Below are 19785 nucleotides of genomic sequence, written 5' to 3'. Positions count from 1 at the left end.
CGTCTGACGTCGGCAGCTTCATGAGCTGCCGCCCGGCCTCCCTGTGTACCCTGCGGGCGCTGGGTAAACGTGCTGGTGAGGAGCGAGCTTTCTGGGCTCCTCCACGCTTCGGGTTCGGAGGGCGACCTGGCGGGCCGCGGAGTCCGCCACGTGGCTGGAGGGCAGATGCGTCTGACTTCCGGTCCGCCCGGAGAGAGCGAGCCGCGCCTGCGTCCGTCGACCGGTGATCTCCTCTTGCCGCATCGGAGCGGCCTTCTGCGACAGCCCCGACCGAGCAGCCCGACTGCGTGGGCAGCAGCCATCGGACCACGCGTTGTCAGCTGCCGGCCGACGGCGGATTCTGCCAGCATGAGCCTGTGACCATTGAGAACAGCTCCGACGACCCGCTCCGGCTGCTGATGGGTTCGGAGGTCAGCGCCGTGTCGTTCACACGCGGCTACGTCGAGCTGCAATTCGACGGGCCGGTTCTGCGGGCTCTGAGCGACCCCTCGGGGGTGTACGGAGGCCGTGAGTGGCGTTTTCCCGCACCGGGGTCGCCGGAACTCATGCTCCGCTACATCGGCGAGACCGTCGACGGCTGTGAACTGGATCCGGATCGGATCCTCGCCCTGGACTTCGGCGAGCACCGCCTCGTCGTTCCGCTGGACCCCGATTCGAGCGGTGGCCCCGAGGCGGCCCACATGGTCGGCGTCGACGAGAGCGGCCGGACCTCCGTCCTCGGCGGGATGTGGATCTGGTAACGAGGGCGGCCGGCCCCCGACCCGGGCGGCGGCGAAACAGGACGCCTCCGGGGACACGTCGTCGGCGACGAGCCGGTGGATGCCGAAGGTGAGGCGGTCGCGCCCACCTCCAGGGCCCGGCCGATGGCCGCTCCGGCGGGCTCCCTCAGCTCCTCGGGAGCGGGCGGGCCGAGTGGCGCTGCCGTTCCCGCCCGCTTCGGCAGCCGTCGGCCAATGGGGTCAGTGCGGCGCCGGGTTGGTGCGCCGGGCCGGTTCGGCGAGCTCGTCCTACCGGGTCGCGGTCTCGGTGAGGAGCCCGGCGGTGGCTTCGGGGGACTCGGCGGGGAAGTGGTGGGTTCCCAGGTCGACGAGGACGAACTCGAGGCGGTCCTGGTAGCGGTCGATGGCTTCCTGGCTGGTGAGGGCGCGTATCGCGAACACGGTGATCGGCTGACTTGTCTCGCGCAGCGCCGCGTCCATGTCCCAGGACACCAGACCCTCGATGGAGCGCAGCCCCGCCGGCTGCCGCACGCGCGACATCTTCGCCGTGTAGATCTCGGTCAGTGCGGGGTCGGTGCCCTGCGGCGTCCCTCCCTCGACCAGGCCCCGTACCGCCGCGGGGAAGTCCTCCCGGAACGCTCGCAGCACCTTCCGCGCCCGGGCCTCTTCCTGGGCGGGGAACAGCGCCAGGTAGTGCAGCGCGTCCAGGGCGACCACGCGCGAGACCCGCTCCGGGAGCATCCGCCCGACCTCGACGGCGACGGCTCCGCCCATCGAGTGCCCGGCGACCACGGCCGAGCCGACCGACTCGGCCTCCAGCACGGCCACCACGTCGCGGGCGAACTCCTCCATCGTCCAAACCGTCCGGGTGGACCGCGACTCGCCGTGCTCGGCCAGGTCCACGGCCAGGACCCGGCAGTCCTCGGGCAGATGCCGGGTGAGCGCGTCGAAGTCGCCCCGGTCGCACGCCCAGCCATGGACGAGAACCAGCGTCGGCCCGTCGGCGGGGCCGCTCACCGTGTAGCGGATCGTCGTGTCGCCGCCACGCCGGGCCTCACGGTGCGCGGCGGCCCTGTCCATATCCGTCATCTCAGAACGTCTCCTTCGTCGCTGTCGCTGTCGTCTCTGCGGTTGGCGTGCTGCGATGTCACAGCGCACCGCGTCGGTACTGGGCCGGCCGGGCAGCCGGGCCGATGGCCGGGGCACGCCCACGTGCCCGCCGCTCTCAGCCGGGCCGCCCCCGCCGCAGGGCTACGCCGAAACCGGCTGCCCCGCCCCGTCGGGACCGACTACAAGTGTCCAGGCCCCGTCGCACCGCACCCCCGGCCATGCCGGCTTCGGCGGCAGAGGCAGGGAAGCACCGCCGGGGACCGGCCTATGGGCGTGGAGGAGTCGTTGCGCCGCGTGGAACCGGTGGTCCAGCCGATCCACGACGCTCTCTCCCTTCCGGCCGCCGTGGGTGATGCGGGCGGTGGCCCTGCCGCCCGTGTAGCGGATGACGTCCCAGCCGTCGCCACTGATCGAGGTGCTGAACTCCCGGCAGCCCCTGACGGGTTCCAGCCAGGTCTCCCAGAAGGGGATGCGGTCCACGTCGAAATCGGGGGCACGGCATGGGGTTCGGAGAAGCCGGTGCCTCTTCGTACGCGTCGAGCGCCGCAGCGCAGTCGCTCAGCCGCTCAGCCGCTCAGCCGCTCAGCCGCTCCTCAACATGCACGGGCGGCATGTGGGCGTGCCCGGCCGGCGTCTCGCCGAAATCGGTTGTCTCTGCGTCCGGCTCGACTCGTGTGGCCGGCGGCATGCTCGACATGGTCGAAGAATATGCCGCCCTACGGGCCGGCTTGTGTCGACAGGAACGATGACCGTCGTCTGCCGGGGACACGCGGGTCGGTTCGCCGGTGGCGTCAGACCGGCGCCGGCATGGAGAGGGGAGTCCGCGATCCCGCCACCAGGGCCACGGCGAGTGCGACGAGTACGGGCCGGCCCGCGAGCGCCAGGAGGAGGAGCACCACCACGCAGGCTGTTCCCGCCGCGAGGCGTAGGGCGCCGGTCAGGAGGCGCGCGGCGGAGGCCATGCAGCCCAGATACACGGCCAGGAAGAGGGTGGTGGGCAGACCGACGAGCTGTGCGGTCGTCACGGCTCCGGCACCGACCAGGCCGAGCAGGAGGGCGCTGACGGCGGCGATGGCCACCACGATGCGCACCGATCCGTGCCGCTCGCGCCGGTCTGCGGGGCTCTTCCCGAACAGCGTGCTGGGCCCTCTCGCCGCGTCGCGTACCAGGGCCGCGGCCATGGCGGCGGCTCCTGTCAGGTAGGCGTTGGTCGCGGCCAGGGTCAGTGCGATCGCGCACGCGGCGGCCAGTTGCGGGCCCAGGCGTCCGATGGCGACGCGCAACAGGTCCGCCAGCGGCACCGCCCCGTCCGTGGCGGGCCCCAGGACCGCGACGGTGGCGCCGGCCATCGCGAGGTAGAGGACCGCGGTGACGGCGAAGGCGACCGCGACAACCCGCGGCAGCTGCCTGCCCGGGTCGCGCAGCCGGACGGTGAGCGGCGCTGCCGCCTCCCACCCCACGAAGGCGAGCATCAGCGGGGAGGCCGCCCCCGCGATTCCGGACCACCCGTGGGGGGTGAACGGCGTCCAGTGGCCGGCGTGCGCCTCGGGGGCCGCACCGGCCACAGCGAGCACCACCAAGGCGACGAGCACGGCCACCAGCGCCAACTGGAGTGAGGTGCCCGTCCGCACGCCGACCAGTCTGATCGCCAGGACCAGCGCCAGCAGGCACACCGCCGCCGCGAACGCCGCCCGGGTGCCGCCTCCGAGCAGCTCGGCGACATACGCGCCGCCGATGAGGCAGACCACAGGTGCCCCGGTGACGACCCCGGCGAGGAAGCACCAGGCGGCGGCATGCCCGGCACGGGGGCCGAGGCCGGCGGCGGTGTAGCCGGCGGCGCCGACCGTCGAGCCCATCCGGATGCCGAGCCGGCTGAACACGGCGGCGATGAGGCCGGAGAGCACGAGCAGCGCCAGCCAGACCAGCAGGGAAGCGGGCCCGGCCTTCCGGACGGCGAGGCCGGGCAGCAGCAGCATGCTCGGGCCGAGCAGGGCTCCGATGTACAGAGCCGCGGCTCCGGCTGTGGACAGGTGCGCGGGCGGTGCGGACGGCGAGTCAGACATGGAGCGAGCATGGCCCGGTCCACGCGGCACCCGATGGCGAGTTGCGGCGCCCACAGCCGGTTCTGCGCAATACCGTGCGTCTCGACGCCCCCTATTCTGCACATCATGCCGAGCTCTCCTTACGACCGCATCGATCGTTCGATCCTTGAGCACCTGCAGCGCAACGGACGGATGGCGAACGTCGATCTCGCCGAAGCCGTGCGCCTCTCCCCCTCGTCCTGTCTGCGGCGCACCAAGACGCTGGAGGCCGACGGCATCATCTCCGGCTACCGCGCCGAACTGGACCGCGACCGCGTCGGCTTGGGCCTGACGGCGTTCGTGGCGCTCACAGTCGAGCAGCACTCCCGGGCAACCTCCCGCTTGATCGAGGAGGCGCTGATCGCGATTCCCGCGGTCGTCGCCTGCCATGTGGTGTCGGGAGAGGCCGACTTCCTCGTCGAGGTGGCCGTCCCGGACCTGGCCGCCTACGAGGTGGTGCTGCTCGATGAGATCCTCGCGATCGGCCCGGTTCGTGACGCGCGGAGCACCTTCGCCATCCGCACGGTGGTCAACCGCGGCCCGCTGCCGGTGGACCACTGGCCGTCCCGGCGTTGAACTGTCCCTCGGAGGTTGAGCCGTCCGGAGACCGACCGGGCGGCTCGGATCCGTCCGCTCAGTCGGCGCCGATGCGATTCCAGAACTGGTGCGTGAGCCCGCTTGCCGAGGTCGCCGATTCGACGGTGAAGCGGTCCTGGACTCCGGTGAGCCCGTCCCACATCGACACCCCGGCGCCGAGGACGACGGGCACGGTGACCAGGTGCAGGAAGTCGACGAGGTCGGCTGCCAGGAACTGCCGGACGGTGGTGGGGCCGCCGCCGATCCGGATGTCCCGGTCACCGGCCAGGTCCTGGGCGTAGGCGAGAGCGTCCTCGGGTGTGGCGTCGAGGAAGTGGAAACTCGTCCCGTTGTCGAAGGAGATGGGGGCCCGCCGGTGGTGGGTGAGCACCACCACGGGTGTGTGGAAGGGGGGTGCGTCGCCCCACCAGCCTCGCCAGTCCTCGTCGGTCCACTCGCCGGTCTGCGGGCCGAACTTGCCCCGGCCCATGATCTCCGCCCCGATGCCCTGGCCCCAGGTGCTCGTGAGAGCACGGTCGAGGGTGATCGGGGCGTCCACGGCGTCCACGCCGTGGATGAACCGTCCGTCGAAGCGCGCGAACAGCGCTCCGGCCTCCCCGATGGGCTTGTCGAGCGTGACCGTCTCGCCTGCGCTGTAGCCGTCGAGCGAGACGTTGAAGTTGTGCACGCGGACCCTGGCCATGCGACCCTCCGAACAGTGCTTGCGAAATGCAACTGGATGAGGGAAGCCTATGATGCAGGAGTTGCATATCGCAATCGCTCAGGAGGTACGTGTTGCGCGAGAAGCCGCGTTCGGGGTGCGCGATCAACGCCGCACTGGAGGTCCTGGGAGACCCCTGGACGCTGATCGTGCTGCGTGACGTGATCTTCGGTGGCCGGCGGCACTTCCGGGATCTGCAACTCCGGAACGAGGAGGGGATCGCCTCCAACATCCTCGCCGGCCGGCTGCGGAAGCTCGTCGAGACAGGGCTGCTCACCCGTGACGACGCCACGCGTGGCCAGAAGGCGACCTACACCCTCACCGAAGCCGGCATCCAGACCCTCCCGGTGATGGCCGCGCTCGGGGCGTGGGGGGTACGGCACCGGCCCACCACCCCGGAGCTCGCGGTGCGCGCCCGCATTCTCGCGGAAGGTTCCCCGGAACTCGTGGAGGACCTCATGGACGAACTGCGCGAGACCCACCTCGGCATCGCCCGCGAGAACCCGAAGAGCCCCAGCGTCTCCGAACGCATGCAACAGGCCTACGAAGCCGTGCGGTCGCAGGAGTCACAGGCCCGCTGACCGCCGCCGTCCCGGACCTCCTCGCGGGAGCCCGCGAAGATCCCCTCCCGGGCACCCACCGATATCGGCACAACTGGCGCCTCGACGGGACCAAAGACTGGGGTGCGGCAGGGAGTCAGTCCGCCTCCGCGGCACCTCCGTCGGGTCGTGGCGGGCGCCGCTCGATGCGGAGGAGGAAGCTGACGACCCCGCAACCGAGCCCTGCGGCCAAGAGGAGACCGGCGTACCCGATCTGGCGTATGTGGCGGGTATTGCACTCCACGGTGTTCAAGCGACGGGCTTCCGGAGCGATGGTCGGCCCGCAGGAGGAGCCACCCTCTTCCTTGAGTGGAACGCACAGCATGATCGTCACGGTCACCACCGCGGCGAGGGCCAGCCCGGCCAGGAACCGGGACCACAGCCTGACCTCGTCCAACGCCTCCTCAAGGGTCTCGGTCTCCCCAGACATCACCCAACGCCTCCCGATTCGCACTCAGTTTCCTCCCTGCGCAGGCTATGCCGGACCGTTCGACGCCCGGCACCACCGCCCCTCCCCGGTCCGCCCTCTCCCCCGGCGCTACGAGACCGGGCCGAGGACGTGGGGAAGAGGACGTGGGGAGAAGCGGTCGGCTCGGGGTCGCTGCGGCTGCCCGGGGCGTCGCACGTCCCACAGCATGCAGCCGGCGGGCAGCCAGCGGTCATCGCAGGCGAAGCACCTGCGTGGTACGGCAAGGGAAGAAGCGGCGGGGTCGGTGCGTGGCGCCGTGCTGGGAAGCCGCTGGAGCGCGCCGGGTGACCGCTGGCCCTGCGGCGCCATCGGGTTCACGCTGGAGGTGAAGGGAGGCTGTCATGTCGGCAACTCCGCAACTCGACGACGCGCTCGTCAGGGAACTGGTCGGCGACGCGGTCGCAGCGCCCTCCATGCACAATGCCCAGCCGTGGCGCTTCGTCCACCACCGCACGGCGCACGTGGTCGACCTCTACGCGGACAGGCTGCGCGCCATGCCGACGGCGGATCCGGAAGGCCGGGCACTGCACATCGGATGCGGTGCGGCACTGCTCAACCTCCGGGTGTCGGCATGGCATGCGGGTCTGCGGCCGGTGGCGACCGTGCACAGCGCGGCCGACACCGCCGAGCCGCTGGCCACCGTGCGCCTGGAACGTGCCGCTCCGCACGAGATCGACTACGACCTGGCCGGACTCCACGGGGCCGTCTCCGCACGTCACACCAGCCGCTACCCCTATGCCGAGACCCCTCTCCCGGGCCCGCTGCGGCAGCGCCTGGCCGACCAGGCGCGGAGCGAGGGTGCGATGCTCAGTTTCCCCTCCGGCTGGCATCTGGAACTGATCCTCGACGTGATCGAGGACGCGGAGTCGGAGTCGCGCCTCACGGGTGATCCCGACGAGCAGAAGTGGGTGCGCACCGGCGCCGCCGCCTCGGACACCACGCGGGACGGGATCCCCGAGTACAGCCTCGGCACGCGCAAGCGGGAGGGCAGGGCGCCGGTCCGGGACTTCGCCCGCGGCCACGCCGAGACCGACCGTGGGTCGGCGGCCTTCGAGCGGATGCCACAGCTCGCGGTCGTCTCCACCCGCGAGGACCGGCCGCTGGACTGGGTGGCCGCCGGGCAGGCCATGGAGCGCGTGCTGCTGCTGGCCACGCGGGAAGGCGTGGCCGGCTCGTTCGCCACCCAGGCCCTGGAGCGGCAGGAACTGCGCTGGCTGCTGCGGGATCCGGTGGCGGGTGCGGGGCCGGTCCAGATGATCATGCGGCTGGGGTACGGGCCGATGGGGGCGCGCACTCCCCGCCGTTCCGTCCAGGACGTCCTGGACACAGCTCCCTGAGGGATCCGAGGGAGGCAGTCATGAGCACCATGAGGGCCCCGGCCGACCGGGCGTCGCATACCGGGGGCGCCGCGCAGCCGTCCTCACCGCGCACCGTCGGTGACGTGATGACGCACACGGTCGTCGCCGTGGGAAGCACCGCGGGCTTCAAGCAGATCGTCAGGACGCTGCGCGAGTGGCGGGTCGGTGCCGTGCCCGTACTCGAAGGCGACGGCCGGGTGATCGGTGTGGTCTCCGAGGGTGATCTGCTTCCCGCGCCCGACGACGCGGAAGGTGTCCGCCGCGCTCCGGGAGCGGACGCCGCGGTGCACGGCGGGCCCGGCCGGCAGCGCGGCTCGGCGGCGGATCTGATGACGAGCCCCGCGGTGACGGTGCGGAGCGGTACCCGGGTGAGCGAGGCCGCCCGGATCCTGGCGGCCAAGAAGCTGAAGAGCCTCCCGGTGATCGACGGGGACGGCCGGTTGATCGGCATCGTGAGCCGCGCGGACGTGCTCAGCGTCTATCTGCGTTCCGACGAGGAGATCGCGCGGGCGGTGCGTGCGGAGATCCTCGCACCGCTGTCCGGAGCCGTCGGCGAGCTGCGGGCCGAAGTGCACGACGGTGTCGTCACCCTGTCGGGCCGGGCGTCGGATCCCGAACTGGTTCCGCTGGTGGTCCGCACGGTGCTGGCCCTCGAAGGGGTGGTGGACGTGCGGGTCGGACTCGGCGGGCCGGGGCAGGCATCTGCGGCGGCCTGAGCTGCCCGATCGGTCTGCTCGGCCGGTGTGACCGGTCGGCCGGTGCTCGGCCGGTGTGACCGGTCGGCCGGGTGACCGGCCCGCCGCCCTGACCTGCCCGGCCGGTCTGCTCGGACCGGCGCACCCTCGCCCGGGTTCCGTCGGCCCGGCCCCCGCCTCCGGTCGGCACGCGCACGCGGCGCCGCTGCCGGGTGCCGGGTGCCGCGCTGCCGCGAGGAAGAGTCCGGAGGTTCGGCTGCTCCACCGAGGAGCGTCGGACCTCGCAATCACGACGGGGCCGCTCCCCCGGGGAAGGGCCCACCCGGCTCCCGGAGGTCCGCTGCTCCACAGGGGAAGTCCGGCCCGGCTCGTACGGTTCCGTCGTCGGCGACGGTGAGGAGGGCGTAGCCGGGGTGCGCGCGGATCCACGTATGGGCCGCCGCCGGGCCGAGGACCATTGACGCCGTCGCGAACACGTCCGCCCACGCCGCGTCGGGTCCGGTCACGGTGGCCGACAGCAGTCCGGTGGCGGGCTCTCCCGTGCGCGGGTCGGTGATGTGTCGGCCGCGCTCGCCGGGGCCGGACGTGGCGACCGCGCAGTCGGCGCCCTCGACGACCGTCAGCAGCCGGTCCGGGCGGCGCGGGTCGACGATCCCGGTACGCCGGACCGCGCCGGGTCGGGCGGCGGGGCCCAGGCGCACGTCGCCGCCGCCGTTCACGCAGGAGCGGGGCGCTCCGGCGCGGCGCAGTGTCCGGTAGGCCTCCTCGACGGCCCACCCCTTCACCACGCCGCTGGGGTCGAGGCGGCCGGTGGCCCAGGCGTCGAAGGCGCCGCGGGTGGCGCTGTGGGCGCGGTCCGCGAGTTCCAGCATCCGTACGGCCTCGCGCGGCGCCCGGGCCCGACCGAGTTCGCCCCGGTTCATCCTGCTCACGACGCTGTCCGGGCGGAAGGGCGAGTAGAGCCGGTCGAGATGGTGCAGCAGCGCCACCGCCTGGTCCAGGGCGCGGCGGACGCGGGGCTCGGGCGGATGGTCGAGTGCGAAGGAGAAGACGGTGCCCATGACCGGCTCGCTGTGCCGGAACGGAGCGGCGTGGTCGACGGGAGCGGAGGGAGCGGCCGGCGCCGCGGAAACGGTCCGGGCCGCGGAGTCAGCCATGGGAGCGGTCCAGCGCGCTCTGCAGGGAGCGGATGTATCCGTCGCTGGTGTAGGTCGCGCCGGACACCGCGTCGATCCGGGCGCTCTGCGCGGTGAGCGCCTCGCGGGTGAGCTGTGGAACGGCCGAGGCGGCGATCTCCCGGTCGCGGGCGTTGCCGTCGGGCAGTCGTACGGCCTCGACCCGGGTGAGATGGCCCTTGGCGAGCGTGATCCGCAGCTGCACGGGCCCGTACTCGGTCGGGACGACGTCCCCGGTGAAGACGCCGGTGCGGCCGGCGGCCGGAGCGGTGCCGCCGCCCGCGGCCCGGGTGCCGGGACCGTCCGGCGGCCGGTGGGGCTTGCCGGCCAGGACGGTGACCAGGGCGACGAGGGTGACGGCGGAGGTGATGACGACGCGTCGCACGGTTCTCTCCCCTTTGCGGAGTGCGGGCACTGCCTGTGGAGTGAAGGCCCGGCGGCACGCGGAGCGAGGGCTCCGCGTCACAGGGCGAAGGCTTCTTGATGGATGCGGCGGGACGGGACTCCGGCGGCCACGAGAGCGGACCGGGCGGCCTCGGCCATCCCCGGCGGCCCGCAGACGAAGCAGTCCCGCTCCGCGACGTCCGGCACCAGTGCGCGCAGCGCGCCCGGTTCCATGGGCAGCCGCAGGCCGGGCGGTTCACTGACCGAGTAGTGCACCCGGGCTCCGCGCGCCGCGGCGATGGCGTCGAGTTCCTCGCGCAGCACCAGGTCGTTCGGGGTGCGGGCCCGGAAGAGCAGTACGGGATCGCCCGGCAGTGTCTCGAACAGGGCACGCAGCGGGGCGATTCCGACCCCGCCCGCCAGCAGCAGGCTCTTCGAGGAGCGGGCGCGCGCCGCGGTCATCGCCCCGTAGGGGCCCTCGGCCCACACCCGGGTGCCGGGCCGCAGCCGGGCGAGGGCGGCGCTGTGCCCGCCCGCCGCCTTGACCGTGATCCGCATCCCGTGCGGTCCGACGGGGGCGGACAGCGAGTAGGGGGTCGCGGTCCACCACAGGCGCCGGTCGAGGAACCGCCAGCGGAAGAACTGCCCCTCCCGGGCCGCCATCTCGCCCAGCCGGCGTCCCGTGAGCCGGACGGAGACGACGCCGGGGCCCTCGGGGCGCACCTCGGCGACCCGGAGGCGGTGCCGCAGGCCGAACCGCAGGGGGGCCAGCAGCCGGAAGACCACCAGCAGCCCCGCGGCCGTCGCGTAGAGCGCGTACCAGGCGGCCCGCGCGGCCGGGTCGCCGGTGAACTCGGCGCCGTTGCTCAACTGGTGGCCGAAGGCGAGGAAGATCGCCGCGTAGGTCAGCAGGTGCAGGAAGTACCACGTCTCGTAGCTGAGCCTGCGCCGGGCCGCTCGGGCCGAGACGACGGCGGTGGCCAGGAACAGCCCGCAGGCGGCGGTGGCCTTGAGCATGTCCGGGTAGTCCAGGACCAACCGGGCGGTCTGCCGCACCGGCCCGGTTCCCCCGGTGAGCGCGTACCCCTCGATGATCAGCACGGCGTGCGCCAGGATCAGGGAGATCGTGTAGCGGCCCGCGGCGGCGTGCCAGCGGGCGAGCCGGTCGGTGCCCAGGGTGCGGTCGAGCATCGGTATCCGCGCCATCAGGACGACCAGGACCGCGCACAGGTATCCCGCCAGCAGCCCGGTCAGCCGCCCGGCGCCGGTCAGCCAGCCCGCCGCGCCGACCACCGACCCGGTGTCGGCCCACCACAGGGCCACCACACCGGCGGCCCCCAGCCAGCCCGCGACGGACGTGAGGAGAACGGCCCAGGTGTCGCGGCCGGGCAGGGGCAGCCCGGCCCGGCCGCGGCGCGGCGGGGTGCTACGTGCGGCGTGGGCTGCCATGCGGGGCCTCCTTGCGGCCGGGACGGCGCACCGGGCACGGTGCCCGGCGACGACGCCCACGGTGGCCCCGCTTCTTCAGAGAAGCCTCTGAGGAAGCGTCCCGCTGTGCGGTTCAGAGGGAATTCATAGGCGAGGCGGCCCCGCACGGGCGGAAGGATCGGCGACCCTGGAAGCACCATGGACCACTCCGCCTGTACCCCGACCGGACCGCTGCGGCCGGACGGCAGCCCGGCCCGCGTCCTCGTCGTGGACGACGAGGAGGACCTGACGGAGGTCCTGGCCGTCGCCCTGCGCGAGGAGGGCTGGCGGGTGCGCACGGCCCGGACCGGGGCCGCCGCCCTCAGCCGCGCGGCCGAGTTCGAGCCCGACGCCGTCGTGCTGGACTGGATGCTGCCCGACCAGGACGGGCTGGCCGTGCTGCGCACCCTGCGGGCCGCCCGGCCGGAGGTGTGCGTGCTGTTCCTCACGGCGCGGGACGCCGTCGAGGACCGGGTGACGGGCATCACGGCGGGCGGGGACGACTACGTCACCAAGCCGTTCAGCCTGGAGGAGGTGCTGGCGCGGCTGCGGGGGCTGCTGCGCAGGGCCGGACCGGCCGCCGCCGCGGAGCCGACGGGCCCCCGGCTGATCGTGGCCGACCTGGTGCTGGACGAGGAGGCGCGCGAGGTGACGCGCGGTGGCACCCCTGTGGACCTCTCCCGCACCGAGTTCGAGCTGCTGCGCTATCTGATGAGCAATCCCCGCCGGGTGCTGTCGAAGGCGCAGATCCTCGACCACGTCTGGTCCTACGACTTCGGCGGGCGCTCCCATGTGGTGGAGCTGTACATCAGCTATCTGCGCAAGAAGATCGACGCGGGCCGGCCGCCGCTGATCCACACGGTGCGCGGCGTCGGCTACGTGCTGCGGCCCGAGGGGAACTGAGGTGCGCCGCCCACGCGCGCCCCGCTCGCTGCGCGGCCGCCTCATCCTCGGCCTGGTGGTCCTGCTGGCGGTGGTCTGCACCTCCGTGGGGGCCGCCACCGTGCTGGCGCTGCGGGGTTTCCTCACGGACCGGCTGGACGAGCAGCTCACCGCCGGGCGCGGCCGGTTCGCCGCCAGCCTGGAGCACGAGCACGCACCCGACGCGGACAACGACGGGGACACCCGGGGGCAGGCGGAGGACACGCTGGGGGCGCGGATCGTCGGCGGCCGGGTCGTGGGGGCCGCCGTCGTCAAGGACACCGATGACGACCGCCTCGAGTTGACCCCGGCCGACAGGCGCGCCCTGGTCGCCGTGCCGCGGGACGGCCGGGGGCACACCGTCTCGTTGACCGGGGCCGGTGACTACCGGGTGGCGGCCTGGTCCGGGGACGAGCACGACACCCTGCTGACAGGGCTGCCCCTGCACCCGGTCGAGGAGACCCTGCACCGTCTGGAAGCCGTGGAGGCGGGGGTGTTCGGGCTCGCCCTGGCGGCCACCGGGGCCGTGGGCGCGCTGTGGGTGCGCAGGTCCCTGCTGCCGCTGGAGCGGGTGGCGGACACGGCGGACCGGGTCGCCGAACTGCCGCTGGCCTCGGGGCAGGTGGACATGCCACCGCCGGTGCCCCGGGCGGATCCGGCGACGGAGGTCGGGCGGGTGGCGACGGCGATCAACCGGATGCTCGGGCACGTGGGGGACGCGCTGGACCGGCGGCACGCCGTCGAGGAGCGGCTGCGGACCTTCGCCGCCGACGCGGGCCACGAGTTGCGCACCCCCGTGGCGAACGTGCGGGCGCGTGCCGAACTCGCGCTGCGGCACCCCGGTCCCGTGCCCGGCGACGTCCGCCGTGCGCTGGAGCGGGTGGCTGCCGAGTCCCGCCGGATGAGCGTCCTGGTGGACGAACTGCTGCTGCTGGCACGGCTGGACGCGGGGCGCTCGCTGGAGCGGGAGCCGGTCGACCTGACGCGGCTGCTGCTGGACGCGGCGGAGGACTGCCGGACGCTGTATCCGGAACACCGCTGGACCCTCGACCTGCCCGCGGCGCCGGTCGTCGTCGCCGGTGACGGATTCCGCCTGCAGCAGGTGGTGAGCAACCTGCTCACCAATGCCGGCCGGCACACTCCGCCCGGTACCCGGGTGGAGGTGGTCCTCGGCCGCGAGGCGCGGGAGGCCGTCCTGACCATCACCGACGACGGGCCCGGAATCCCCCGTGAACTCCTCGACCAGGTCTTCCACCGGTTCACCCGGGGCGAGGCGGGACGCTCGCGGGAGCAGGGGTCCACGGGCCTGGGGCTCGCCATCGTCGATGCCGTCGTCTCCGCACACGGCGGCACGACCGGCGTCGAGAGCCGCCCGGGGCACACCTGCTTCCGCATCACGCTGCTCGCGGAGTCCCCGGGGCGCCCGGTCGAGGACGACTGACCGCCGGACACCGGGCCCGTCGGCCGGGACGGCCCGGCCTGGACCGGGTCGCACCGGCCCGTCCCGGTGACGGGCACCGGCGCGGCGCCCGGTACGGCTTCCCGCGGAACGGCACCGGTGGACAGCGCCCGGACCGAGCGCGACGCTGACGATGTACCCGATGCCCGGCACAGCGGGCATATCGGTCCTGGTGAAAGAGGGTGCGAGATGGGCCCGAGCTTCACGGTGGGTCTCGACGGCTCGCCCGAGAGCACGGCGGCTGCGCGGTGGGCAGCCGGTACCGCGCAGCGCTGGGAGTCGGCCCTGCGCCTGGTGGCGGTCCGGACGGGGCCGGAGGGTGCCGCTGCGGGGCGGGAGCCGGAGGGGCGAGCGGAGGCGGCACGGGAACCGGAGGGGCAGGCGGAGGCGGCACCCGAGCCGGGCGGGCAGGCGGAGGCGTCCGATGTGCTGCCGACGGTCTCGGCCCAGTTGCGCGCCGCGCACCCGGCCCTGCCGATCAGCACCTCGGTGCTGGAGGGGGCCGCTGCGGGGGTCCTGACGGAGCTGTCGGGCGACGCCGAGCTGCTGGTTCTCGGCTCGCGCGGACTGGGCGCCGTGCACGGCTTCCTGGTCGGCTCCGTCGCCCTCCCGGTGGTCGCCCACACCCGGTGCCCCCTCGTCCTCGTGCGGGACTCCTCCCGCACGGAGCAGAGCGCCGCACGGCGGACCGGCGACCCCGCGGAGCGGGTCTCCGCGCACCCGGCACCCGGCGTGGTCGCGGGCTTCGACGTGCGGGAACCGGCCGCGGAGCTGCTGGAGTTCGCCTTCGCGGCAGCTCGGAGGTGGGGCGCGCCGCTGACGGTCCTGCACGGGTGGGAGCCGCCGCCCGTCTACGGGGCGCGACCGCTGCCGCTGGCCGCGACGGCGCTGGAGGACGTGCTGGGCGAACGCGCGGCGCTGCTGAAGCAGGCGGTGGAGCCGTGGGCCGAGCGCTACCCCGAGGTGGCGGTGGACGCGCGCGCCGTCCTGGAACAGCCGGCGGTACTGCTGACGCGGGCCGCCGCCGAGGCCCGGCTGCTGGTCGTGGGGCGGCGCGCCCGCGCCGCCCGGCTGGGCACGCACATCGGCCCCGTGACACACGGGGTCATGCACCACGCTTCCGCACCGGTGGCCGTGGTGCCGCACCCCTGAGGCCACTGTCCTCGACGTCCGCGGGCGCCCCGCCGGCGCGGGCGGGGAGGCGGGAGCTGGGCGGGTCGCCGGGCGGCGGTGCCCGCGCGTGTCAGGGCTCCCGGTCCGCGCCGGGGACCACGGCGACCGGGCAGGGGGCGTGCTGCAGCATCGCGCTGCTGACCGATCCCAGCCGCAGTCCGGGGAAGCCACCTCTCCCCCGCGAGCCCACGACCAGGAGTCCCGCACCGGCGGCCGCGTCGAGCACGGTCTGCCGGATGCGTCCGTTCACGCTCCGCCGCTCGACGGGCACCTCCGGACAGCGCTCGGCCCACCCGGCCACCGCCTCGGCGAGCAGGCGCTCCTCGCCGTCCCGCAGCTCCTCCACGACCTCCTCGATGGATCTGGTGGGGTCGGTGTGCGGGAGCGTGGGCACGCTCCACTCCGTCCACGCGTGCAGCGCGAGCAGATCCGCCTCGTGTACGGCCGCCTCCTGGAAGGCGAAGGCGGTCGCCGCTTCGGCGGCGGGCGAGCCGTCCACGCCGAGCACCACCGGGCCGGCCGGCGGCCGCGCGGAGCGGGCCACCAGCACCGGGGTCCGGGCGACGGCGGTCAGCTGGCGGGTGACCGAGCCGAGGAGTCCGCTCGCGACCCGGCCGTGTCCGCGGCTCCCGACCACCGTCAGGAACGCCTCCGCCGCGAGTGCCACCAGCTGGGAGCGGGCGTCGTCCATCGAGAGCGCGGTCTCGACCGTGATGCCCGGTGCGAGGTCCTCGGCCCGGGTACGTGCGTCGCGCAGAATGCTCTCGCCCCGCTCGCGCAGTGCGTGCGTACCGGTCTCGTGGAGCACCGCGGCCAGGCCCGGTGGCGGCGTCCGGTCCACGGCGTGGGCGATCACCAGCCGCCGGCCGTGTGCCGCGGCCTCCCCGGCGGCCAGCACCAGCGCCGCTCCGGCCGGCCCGGAACCGTCCGTGCCGACGACGACCGGGGTGCCGTTCACCGCGACGCTCCGCGGCGCGCGTACGGGGTCGGACTGGACATGCTGGCTCCCTGCTGACGTGGGGCCGGACGTGCGGCCGGGGCGCGCGGCCGGGACGCCGGGCGCGCGGCACGGAGAGCGGACTCCCGCCCCAGGCCCGGCCCCTGCGTCGGGGTCCGGGAGCACGGCCGCCGCCCGCCGTGCCCGGGAACGGCCCAGGTCCGGAGTGCCGGGCTCCCGCGTGGGAGGGCCCGGCCGGGAACGTCCGGCTCCTGCACGGAACGCTCCCGTCTCGGGCGGCCGGCGGCAACCGGACCGGTGCCCCTCTGCCCCGCCCTCACTCGTACGGGTTAACACCGGGTGATCCGTCAGCGCCCGGATCCGGCGGTCCGCGCCTGCCGGAGGCCGGCTCCCCGTGTCTTCCCGCGCCTTCCCGCGTGCCGTCTCCGCGGGACGGGGCGACGATGGCGGGGCGGAGGGGAATCGCAGGAACCGCCACCCGCGCGCTTCACGGCGCCGGCCGTTCGTCGTCACGGAGGTCTCCGTGCCCGCAGAGTCCGCAGCCGGCCAGGCAGGCCCGGCCACCGCGCCCGCGCTCGGCGCCGCCGAGCTGGACGCGCTGGTGGCCCACTGGCGTGCCGCCTGCTATCTGTCCGTCGGACAGCTCTACCTGCGGGCGAATCCGCTGCTGCGCACGCCGCTCGAACCGGCGCACATCAAGCCCCGGCTGCTCGGGCACTGGGGGACGTGCCCCGGTCTGAACCTGGTTCACACCCATCTCAACCGGATCATCAGGGCCTGGCGACGGCCGACGGTCTGCATCTGGGGGCCGGGCCACGGCGCCCCCGCGGTGCTGGCGAACTCCTGGCTGGAGGGCAGCTGCAGCGAGATCTATCCCGACGTCAGCCGGGACGAGGCGGGCATGGAACGGCTGTTCGCGCAGTTCTCCTCGCCCGGCGGCGTACCCAGCCATGTGGCACCGCAGACGCCGGGTTCCCTGCACGAGGGGGGCGAGCTGGGCTACTCGCTGGCGCACGCCTACGGCGCCGCGCTGGACAATCCGGATCTGCTGGTGGCCTGCGTGATCGGGGACGGTGAGGCCGAGACCGGCCCGCTGGCGGCGTCCTGGCACGGCAACAAGTTCCTCGATCCGCTCCATGACGGCGCCGTGCTGCCGATCCTCCACCTGAACGGGTACAAGATCGCCAATCCGACGGTGTCCGCGCGGATGCCCCGGGAGGAGCTGGACCAGCTGCTGCGCGGCTACGGGCACGACCCGCTGCACGTCCGCGGGACGGAACCGCGCAGCGTGCACGAGGCGATGGCCCGGGCCATGGACACCGCCATGGAGCGCATCGCCGGCATCCGGAACGCCGCGCGGGACGCCGGGATCGGCGAGCGGCCCCGCTGGCCGGTCATCGTGCTGGAGACGCCCAAAGGCTGGACGGGGCCGGCCACCGTGGACGGCGTACCGGTCGAGGGGACCTGGCGCTCCCACCAGATCCCCCTGGCGGAGGTGCGGGAGGATCCGGCGCGGCTGCGGGAGCTCGCGGAGTGGCTGCTCTCCTACCGGCCCGAGGAACTGTTCGACGAGCGCGGCGCTCCCCGGGACCAGGTGCTGGCGTGCGTGCCACACGGGGAGTTGCGGCTGGGCGCCTCGCCCTACGCCAACGGCGGTCTGCACACCCGCGAGCTGCCGCTGCCCCGCCTGGAGCGGTTCGCCGTGCCCGTGCCGGACCCCGGCCGCAGCCGGCACAGTCCGACCGAGGTGCTCGCCGGGCTGCTCGCCGACCTCGTGGAGGCGACCGCCGAGCGCCGCGACTTCCGCGTCGTCGGACCGGACGAGACGGCGTCCAACCGGCTTCAGGAGCTCTACCGGGCGACGGGCAAGGCCTGGCAGGAGGCGGTCCTTCCGGTGGACGAGCATCTGGACCGGCACGGGCGGGTGATGGAAGTCCTCTCCGAGCACCTGTGCCAGGGCTGGCTGGAGGCCTACGTCCTGACGGGCCGTCACGGGGTGTTCTCCTGCTACGAGGCTTTCGTCCACATCGTCGACTCCATGGCGGCGCAGCACATCAAGTGGCTGAAGACCGCCGCCGCGCTGCCCTGGCGGCGCCCCGTGCCCTCGCTCAACTACCTGCTCACGTCGCATGTGTGGCGGCAGGACCACAACGGCTTCTCGCACCAGGACCCCGGGTTCGTCGACCACATCCTCAACAAGAGCCCCGACGTGGTGCGGGTCTATCTGCCGCCGGACGCGAACACGCTGCTGTCCGTCTGCGACCACGTGCTGCGCAGCCGCGACTACGTGAACGTCGTCGTGGCCGGGAAGCACCCCTGCTTCGACTGGCTGTCCCTGGAGGAGGCCCGCGCCCACTGCGCCCGCGGCGCGGGCATCTGGACCTGGGCCGGGTCCGGGGAGAGCGACCGGGAGCCCGACGTGGTGCTGGCCTGCGCGGGCGACGTGCCGACCATGGAGATCCTGGCCGCCGCCGCGCTGCTGCGGGAGCAGTTGCCCGAACTCGCGGTGCGGGTCGTCAACGTCGTCGACATGACCCGCCTGCTGCCCCGCGAGGAGCACCCGCACGGGATGCCGGACCACGAGTTCGACGCGCTCTTCACCCGGGACCGGCCCGTCGTCTTCGCCTACCACGGCTACCCCTGGCTGGTGCACCGGGTGGCCTACCGGCGGGCGGTCCACGACCAGCTGCACGTGCGCGGCTACAAGGAGATGGGCAGCACCACCACGCCCTTCGACATGGTCGTCCGCAACGACATGGACCGCTTCCGGCTCGTCATGGACGTCATCGACCGCGTCCCGGGGCTGGCACCGCGGGCCGCCGCGGTGCGCCAGCGGATGGCGGACGCGCGCAGCCGCCACCACGACTGGATCCGGGAGCACGGCGAGGACCTGCCGGAAGTCGCCGACTGGGAGTGGCAGCCGTCGTCTCCGGCACCGTCCGGGGAATCCGGACGGCCGCGGACCGATGCGGCGGGAGGCTCCGCATGAACGAGGTCGTGGTCGGGGTGGACGGCTCGGAGGAGAGCACGCGGGCCGCCCGGTGGGCGGGGCGCGAGGCCGGGGCACGCGGGGCGGTGCTGCGCATCGTGGCGGCAGCCGGGCCCTGGGCGACGCCGGCGCCCGAAGGCGGCCCGGCGCCGGGTTCGTCGTGGCCGCGGGAGAACACCCGCGTGGCCGCGCAGGCGGCGCAGGACGCGGCCGCCGGGGTCGCCATACGGGAGGAGGTGGTCGGCGAGCGGCCGGTGAAGGCGCTGCTGACCGCCGCCCGGGAAGCGGACATGCTGGTGCTCGGCTCCCGGGCGCTCGGACCCGTGACCGGGTTCGTCCTGGGGTCGGTCGGACTGTCGGTGGTGGCCCACGCGACACTGCCGGTGGTGGCGGTCCGCGACGGCGGGGCCGACGCCCCGGCCCCCGTGCTGGTCGGGGTGGATGTCACCCACGACTGCGACCCGGTGCTCGACTTCGCCTACGAGACGGCCCGGCAGCACGGTGTGGGGGTGCGGGTGCTGCACGCCTGGAGCATCCAGCACCAGTACGCCTATCCGTCGGCGCTGCCGGACCCGGCCGCTGTCGACCGGGCCGAAGCCGCGGCGGGGCGGGCGGTGGAGGAGGTGCTGGAGCCGTGGCGGCAGCGGCACCCGGACGTCGAGACACGTACCGTCCTGGCCCTCGGGGCGGCCGCGCCGTTCCTCCTGGACGAGAGCAGCAGCGCCGCGCTCCTGGTGACCGGACGGCGGACCCGGGGGCACCCGTTCCCCACCCGGATCGGGCCCGTCACGCACGCGGCCCTGCACCACGCGGCCTGCCCGGTGGCAGTCGTACCGCACCGCTGATCCCCGCCCGCGCTTGCACCGCTGCGCGGGCACGTGGCCCGGCACGCCGGGCCGGCGCGGTATGCGCCGCCGCGTGCGCTCGCGGT

At 74.1% G+C, this 19785-nt stretch carries 18 protein-coding genes; 10 read left to right on the top strand and 8 right to left on the bottom strand.

Features of this window, described 5'->3' with window-relative positions; all coding sequences use genetic code 11:
• The first annotated feature begins 356 nt into the window (after nucleotides 1-356).
• Nucleotides 357-740: a hypothetical protein gene (locus ACFYNS_RS17625; RefSeq protein ID WP_388603687.1), complete on the top strand. Its 384-nt coding sequence runs from the start codon at nucleotides 357-359 to the stop codon at nucleotides 738-740.
• 267 nt (nucleotides 741-1007) lie between these two features.
• On the opposite strand, the gene ACFYNS_RS17620 is transcribed toward ACFYNS_RS17625, so the two are convergent.
• Both ACFYNS_RS17620 and ACFYNS_RS17615 read right to left on the bottom strand, forming a co-directional pair.
• A complete protein-coding gene (locus ACFYNS_RS17620) occupies nucleotides 1008-1808 on the bottom strand; it encodes an alpha/beta hydrolase (RefSeq protein ID WP_360289342.1) in 801 nt (266 codons plus the stop codon).
• An 812-nt stretch (nucleotides 1809-2620) separates the two neighbouring features.
• Nucleotides 2621-3892 (bottom strand): APC family permease, encoded by a 1272-nt coding sequence (locus tag ACFYNS_RS17615; protein ID WP_360289346.1) that lies wholly within the window; start codon nucleotides 3890-3892, stop codon nucleotides 2621-2623.
• A gap of 105 nt (nucleotides 3893-3997) precedes the next feature.
• Here ACFYNS_RS17615 and ACFYNS_RS17610 point away from each other — a divergent pair, with 105 nt between their 5' ends.
• Nucleotides 3998-4486: an Lrp/AsnC family transcriptional regulator gene (locus tag ACFYNS_RS17610; RefSeq protein WP_388603682.1), complete on the top strand. Its 489-nt coding sequence runs from the start codon at nucleotides 3998-4000 to the stop codon at nucleotides 4484-4486.
• A 58-nt stretch (nucleotides 4487-4544) separates the two neighbouring features.
• On the opposite strand, the gene ACFYNS_RS17605 is transcribed toward ACFYNS_RS17610, so the two are convergent.
• Nucleotides 4545-5189, bottom strand: a complete 645-nt coding sequence (locus ACFYNS_RS17605) for a dihydrofolate reductase family protein (protein WP_388603680.1) — start codon at nucleotides 5187-5189, stop codon at nucleotides 4545-4547.
• A gap of 92 nt (nucleotides 5190-5281) precedes the next feature.
• Here ACFYNS_RS17605 and ACFYNS_RS17600 point away from each other — a divergent pair, with 92 nt between their 5' ends.
• On the top strand, nucleotides 5282-5788 hold the full coding sequence (locus ACFYNS_RS17600; RefSeq protein ID WP_360289349.1) for a helix-turn-helix domain-containing protein: 507 nt from the start codon (nucleotides 5282-5284) through the stop codon (nucleotides 5786-5788).
• Between the two features lie 115 nt (nucleotides 5789-5903).
• Here ACFYNS_RS17600 and ACFYNS_RS17595 read toward each other — a convergent pair whose 3' ends face one another.
• The gene (locus tag ACFYNS_RS17595; protein ID WP_360289351.1) at nucleotides 5904-6236 is read right to left on the bottom strand and encodes a hypothetical protein; all 333 of its coding nucleotides are present in this window, start codon (nucleotides 6234-6236) and stop codon (nucleotides 5904-5906) included.
• Between the two features lie 380 nt (nucleotides 6237-6616).
• On the opposite strand from ACFYNS_RS17595, the gene ACFYNS_RS17590 reads away from it, so the two are divergent.
• A complete protein-coding gene (locus ACFYNS_RS17590) occupies nucleotides 6617-7612 on the top strand; it encodes an Acg family FMN-binding oxidoreductase (RefSeq protein WP_360289353.1) in 996 nt (331 codons plus the stop codon).
• A gap of 20 nt (nucleotides 7613-7632) precedes the next feature.
• On the top strand, nucleotides 7633-8349 hold the full coding sequence (locus tag ACFYNS_RS17585) for a CBS domain-containing protein (protein ID WP_360289355.1): 717 nt from the start codon (nucleotides 7633-7635) through the stop codon (nucleotides 8347-8349).
• A 266-nt stretch (nucleotides 8350-8615) separates the two neighbouring features.
• Here the strand turns inward: ACFYNS_RS17585 and ACFYNS_RS17580 are convergent, their stop codons facing one another.
• The 3 genes from ACFYNS_RS17580 to ACFYNS_RS17570 all read right to left on the bottom strand — a co-directional run bounded on the left by ACFYNS_RS17580 (nucleotide 8616) and on the right by ACFYNS_RS17570 (nucleotide 11336).
• The gene (locus ACFYNS_RS17580; RefSeq protein WP_360289357.1) at nucleotides 8616-9485 is read right to left on the bottom strand and encodes an FAD:protein FMN transferase; all 870 of its coding nucleotides are present in this window, start codon (nucleotides 9483-9485) and stop codon (nucleotides 8616-8618) included.
• Nucleotides 9478-9888, bottom strand: coding sequence for an FMN-binding protein (locus ACFYNS_RS17575; RefSeq protein WP_360289359.1), 411 nt, complete (start codon nucleotides 9886-9888; stop codon nucleotides 9478-9480). The genes ACFYNS_RS17580 and ACFYNS_RS17575 overlap by 8 nt, the downstream gene beginning before the upstream one ends.
• Nucleotides 9889-9965: 77 nt before the next feature.
• Nucleotides 9966-11336: a ferric reductase-like transmembrane domain-containing protein gene (locus tag ACFYNS_RS17570; RefSeq protein WP_388603674.1), complete on the bottom strand. Its 1371-nt coding sequence runs from the start codon at nucleotides 11334-11336 to the stop codon at nucleotides 9966-9968.
• A gap of 177 nt (nucleotides 11337-11513) precedes the next feature.
• Here ACFYNS_RS17570 and ACFYNS_RS17565 point away from each other — a divergent pair, with 177 nt between their 5' ends.
• From ACFYNS_RS17565 to ACFYNS_RS17555, 3 genes are all read left to right on the top strand, one after another.
• The gene (locus ACFYNS_RS17565; protein WP_360303634.1) at nucleotides 11514-12257 is read left to right on the top strand and encodes a response regulator transcription factor; all 744 of its coding nucleotides are present in this window, start codon (nucleotides 11514-11516) and stop codon (nucleotides 12255-12257) included.
• A gap of 1 nt (nucleotide 12258) precedes the next feature.
• Entirely contained in the window at nucleotides 12259-13716 is a 1458-nt protein-coding gene (locus ACFYNS_RS17560; RefSeq protein WP_388603671.1) for a sensor histidine kinase, read from the top strand.
• Nucleotides 13717-13923: 207 nt separating this feature from the next.
• Entirely contained in the window at nucleotides 13924-14886 is a 963-nt protein-coding gene (locus ACFYNS_RS17555; RefSeq protein ID WP_388603669.1) for a universal stress protein, read from the top strand.
• 91 nt (nucleotides 14887-14977) lie between these two features.
• Here ACFYNS_RS17555 and ACFYNS_RS17550 read toward each other — a convergent pair whose 3' ends face one another.
• Nucleotides 14978-15865, bottom strand: a complete 888-nt coding sequence (locus ACFYNS_RS17550; protein ID WP_388603667.1) for a universal stress protein — start codon at nucleotides 15863-15865, stop codon at nucleotides 14978-14980.
• Between the two features lie 523 nt (nucleotides 15866-16388).
• Between ACFYNS_RS17550 and ACFYNS_RS17545 the strand changes: the two genes are divergently transcribed.
• Both ACFYNS_RS17545 and ACFYNS_RS17540 read left to right on the top strand, forming a co-directional pair.
• Entirely contained in the window at nucleotides 16389-18854 is a 2466-nt protein-coding gene (locus tag ACFYNS_RS17545; protein WP_388603665.1) for a phosphoketolase, read from the top strand.
• Nucleotides 18851-19699, top strand: coding sequence for a universal stress protein (locus ACFYNS_RS17540; protein ID WP_388603663.1), 849 nt, complete (start codon nucleotides 18851-18853; stop codon nucleotides 19697-19699). The genes ACFYNS_RS17545 and ACFYNS_RS17540 overlap by 4 nt, the downstream gene beginning before the upstream one ends.
• Nucleotides 19700-19785 lie beyond the last annotated feature (86 nt).

This window comes from Streptomyces sp. NPDC006925 (assembly GCF_042869575.1).
In the GTDB taxonomy this organism is placed as follows: Bacteria; Actinomycetota; Actinomycetes; order Streptomycetales; family Streptomycetaceae; genus Streptomyces.
Note: the sequence above shows the minus strand (reverse complement) of the source record. Positions and strands in the feature narration are given on the sequence as shown.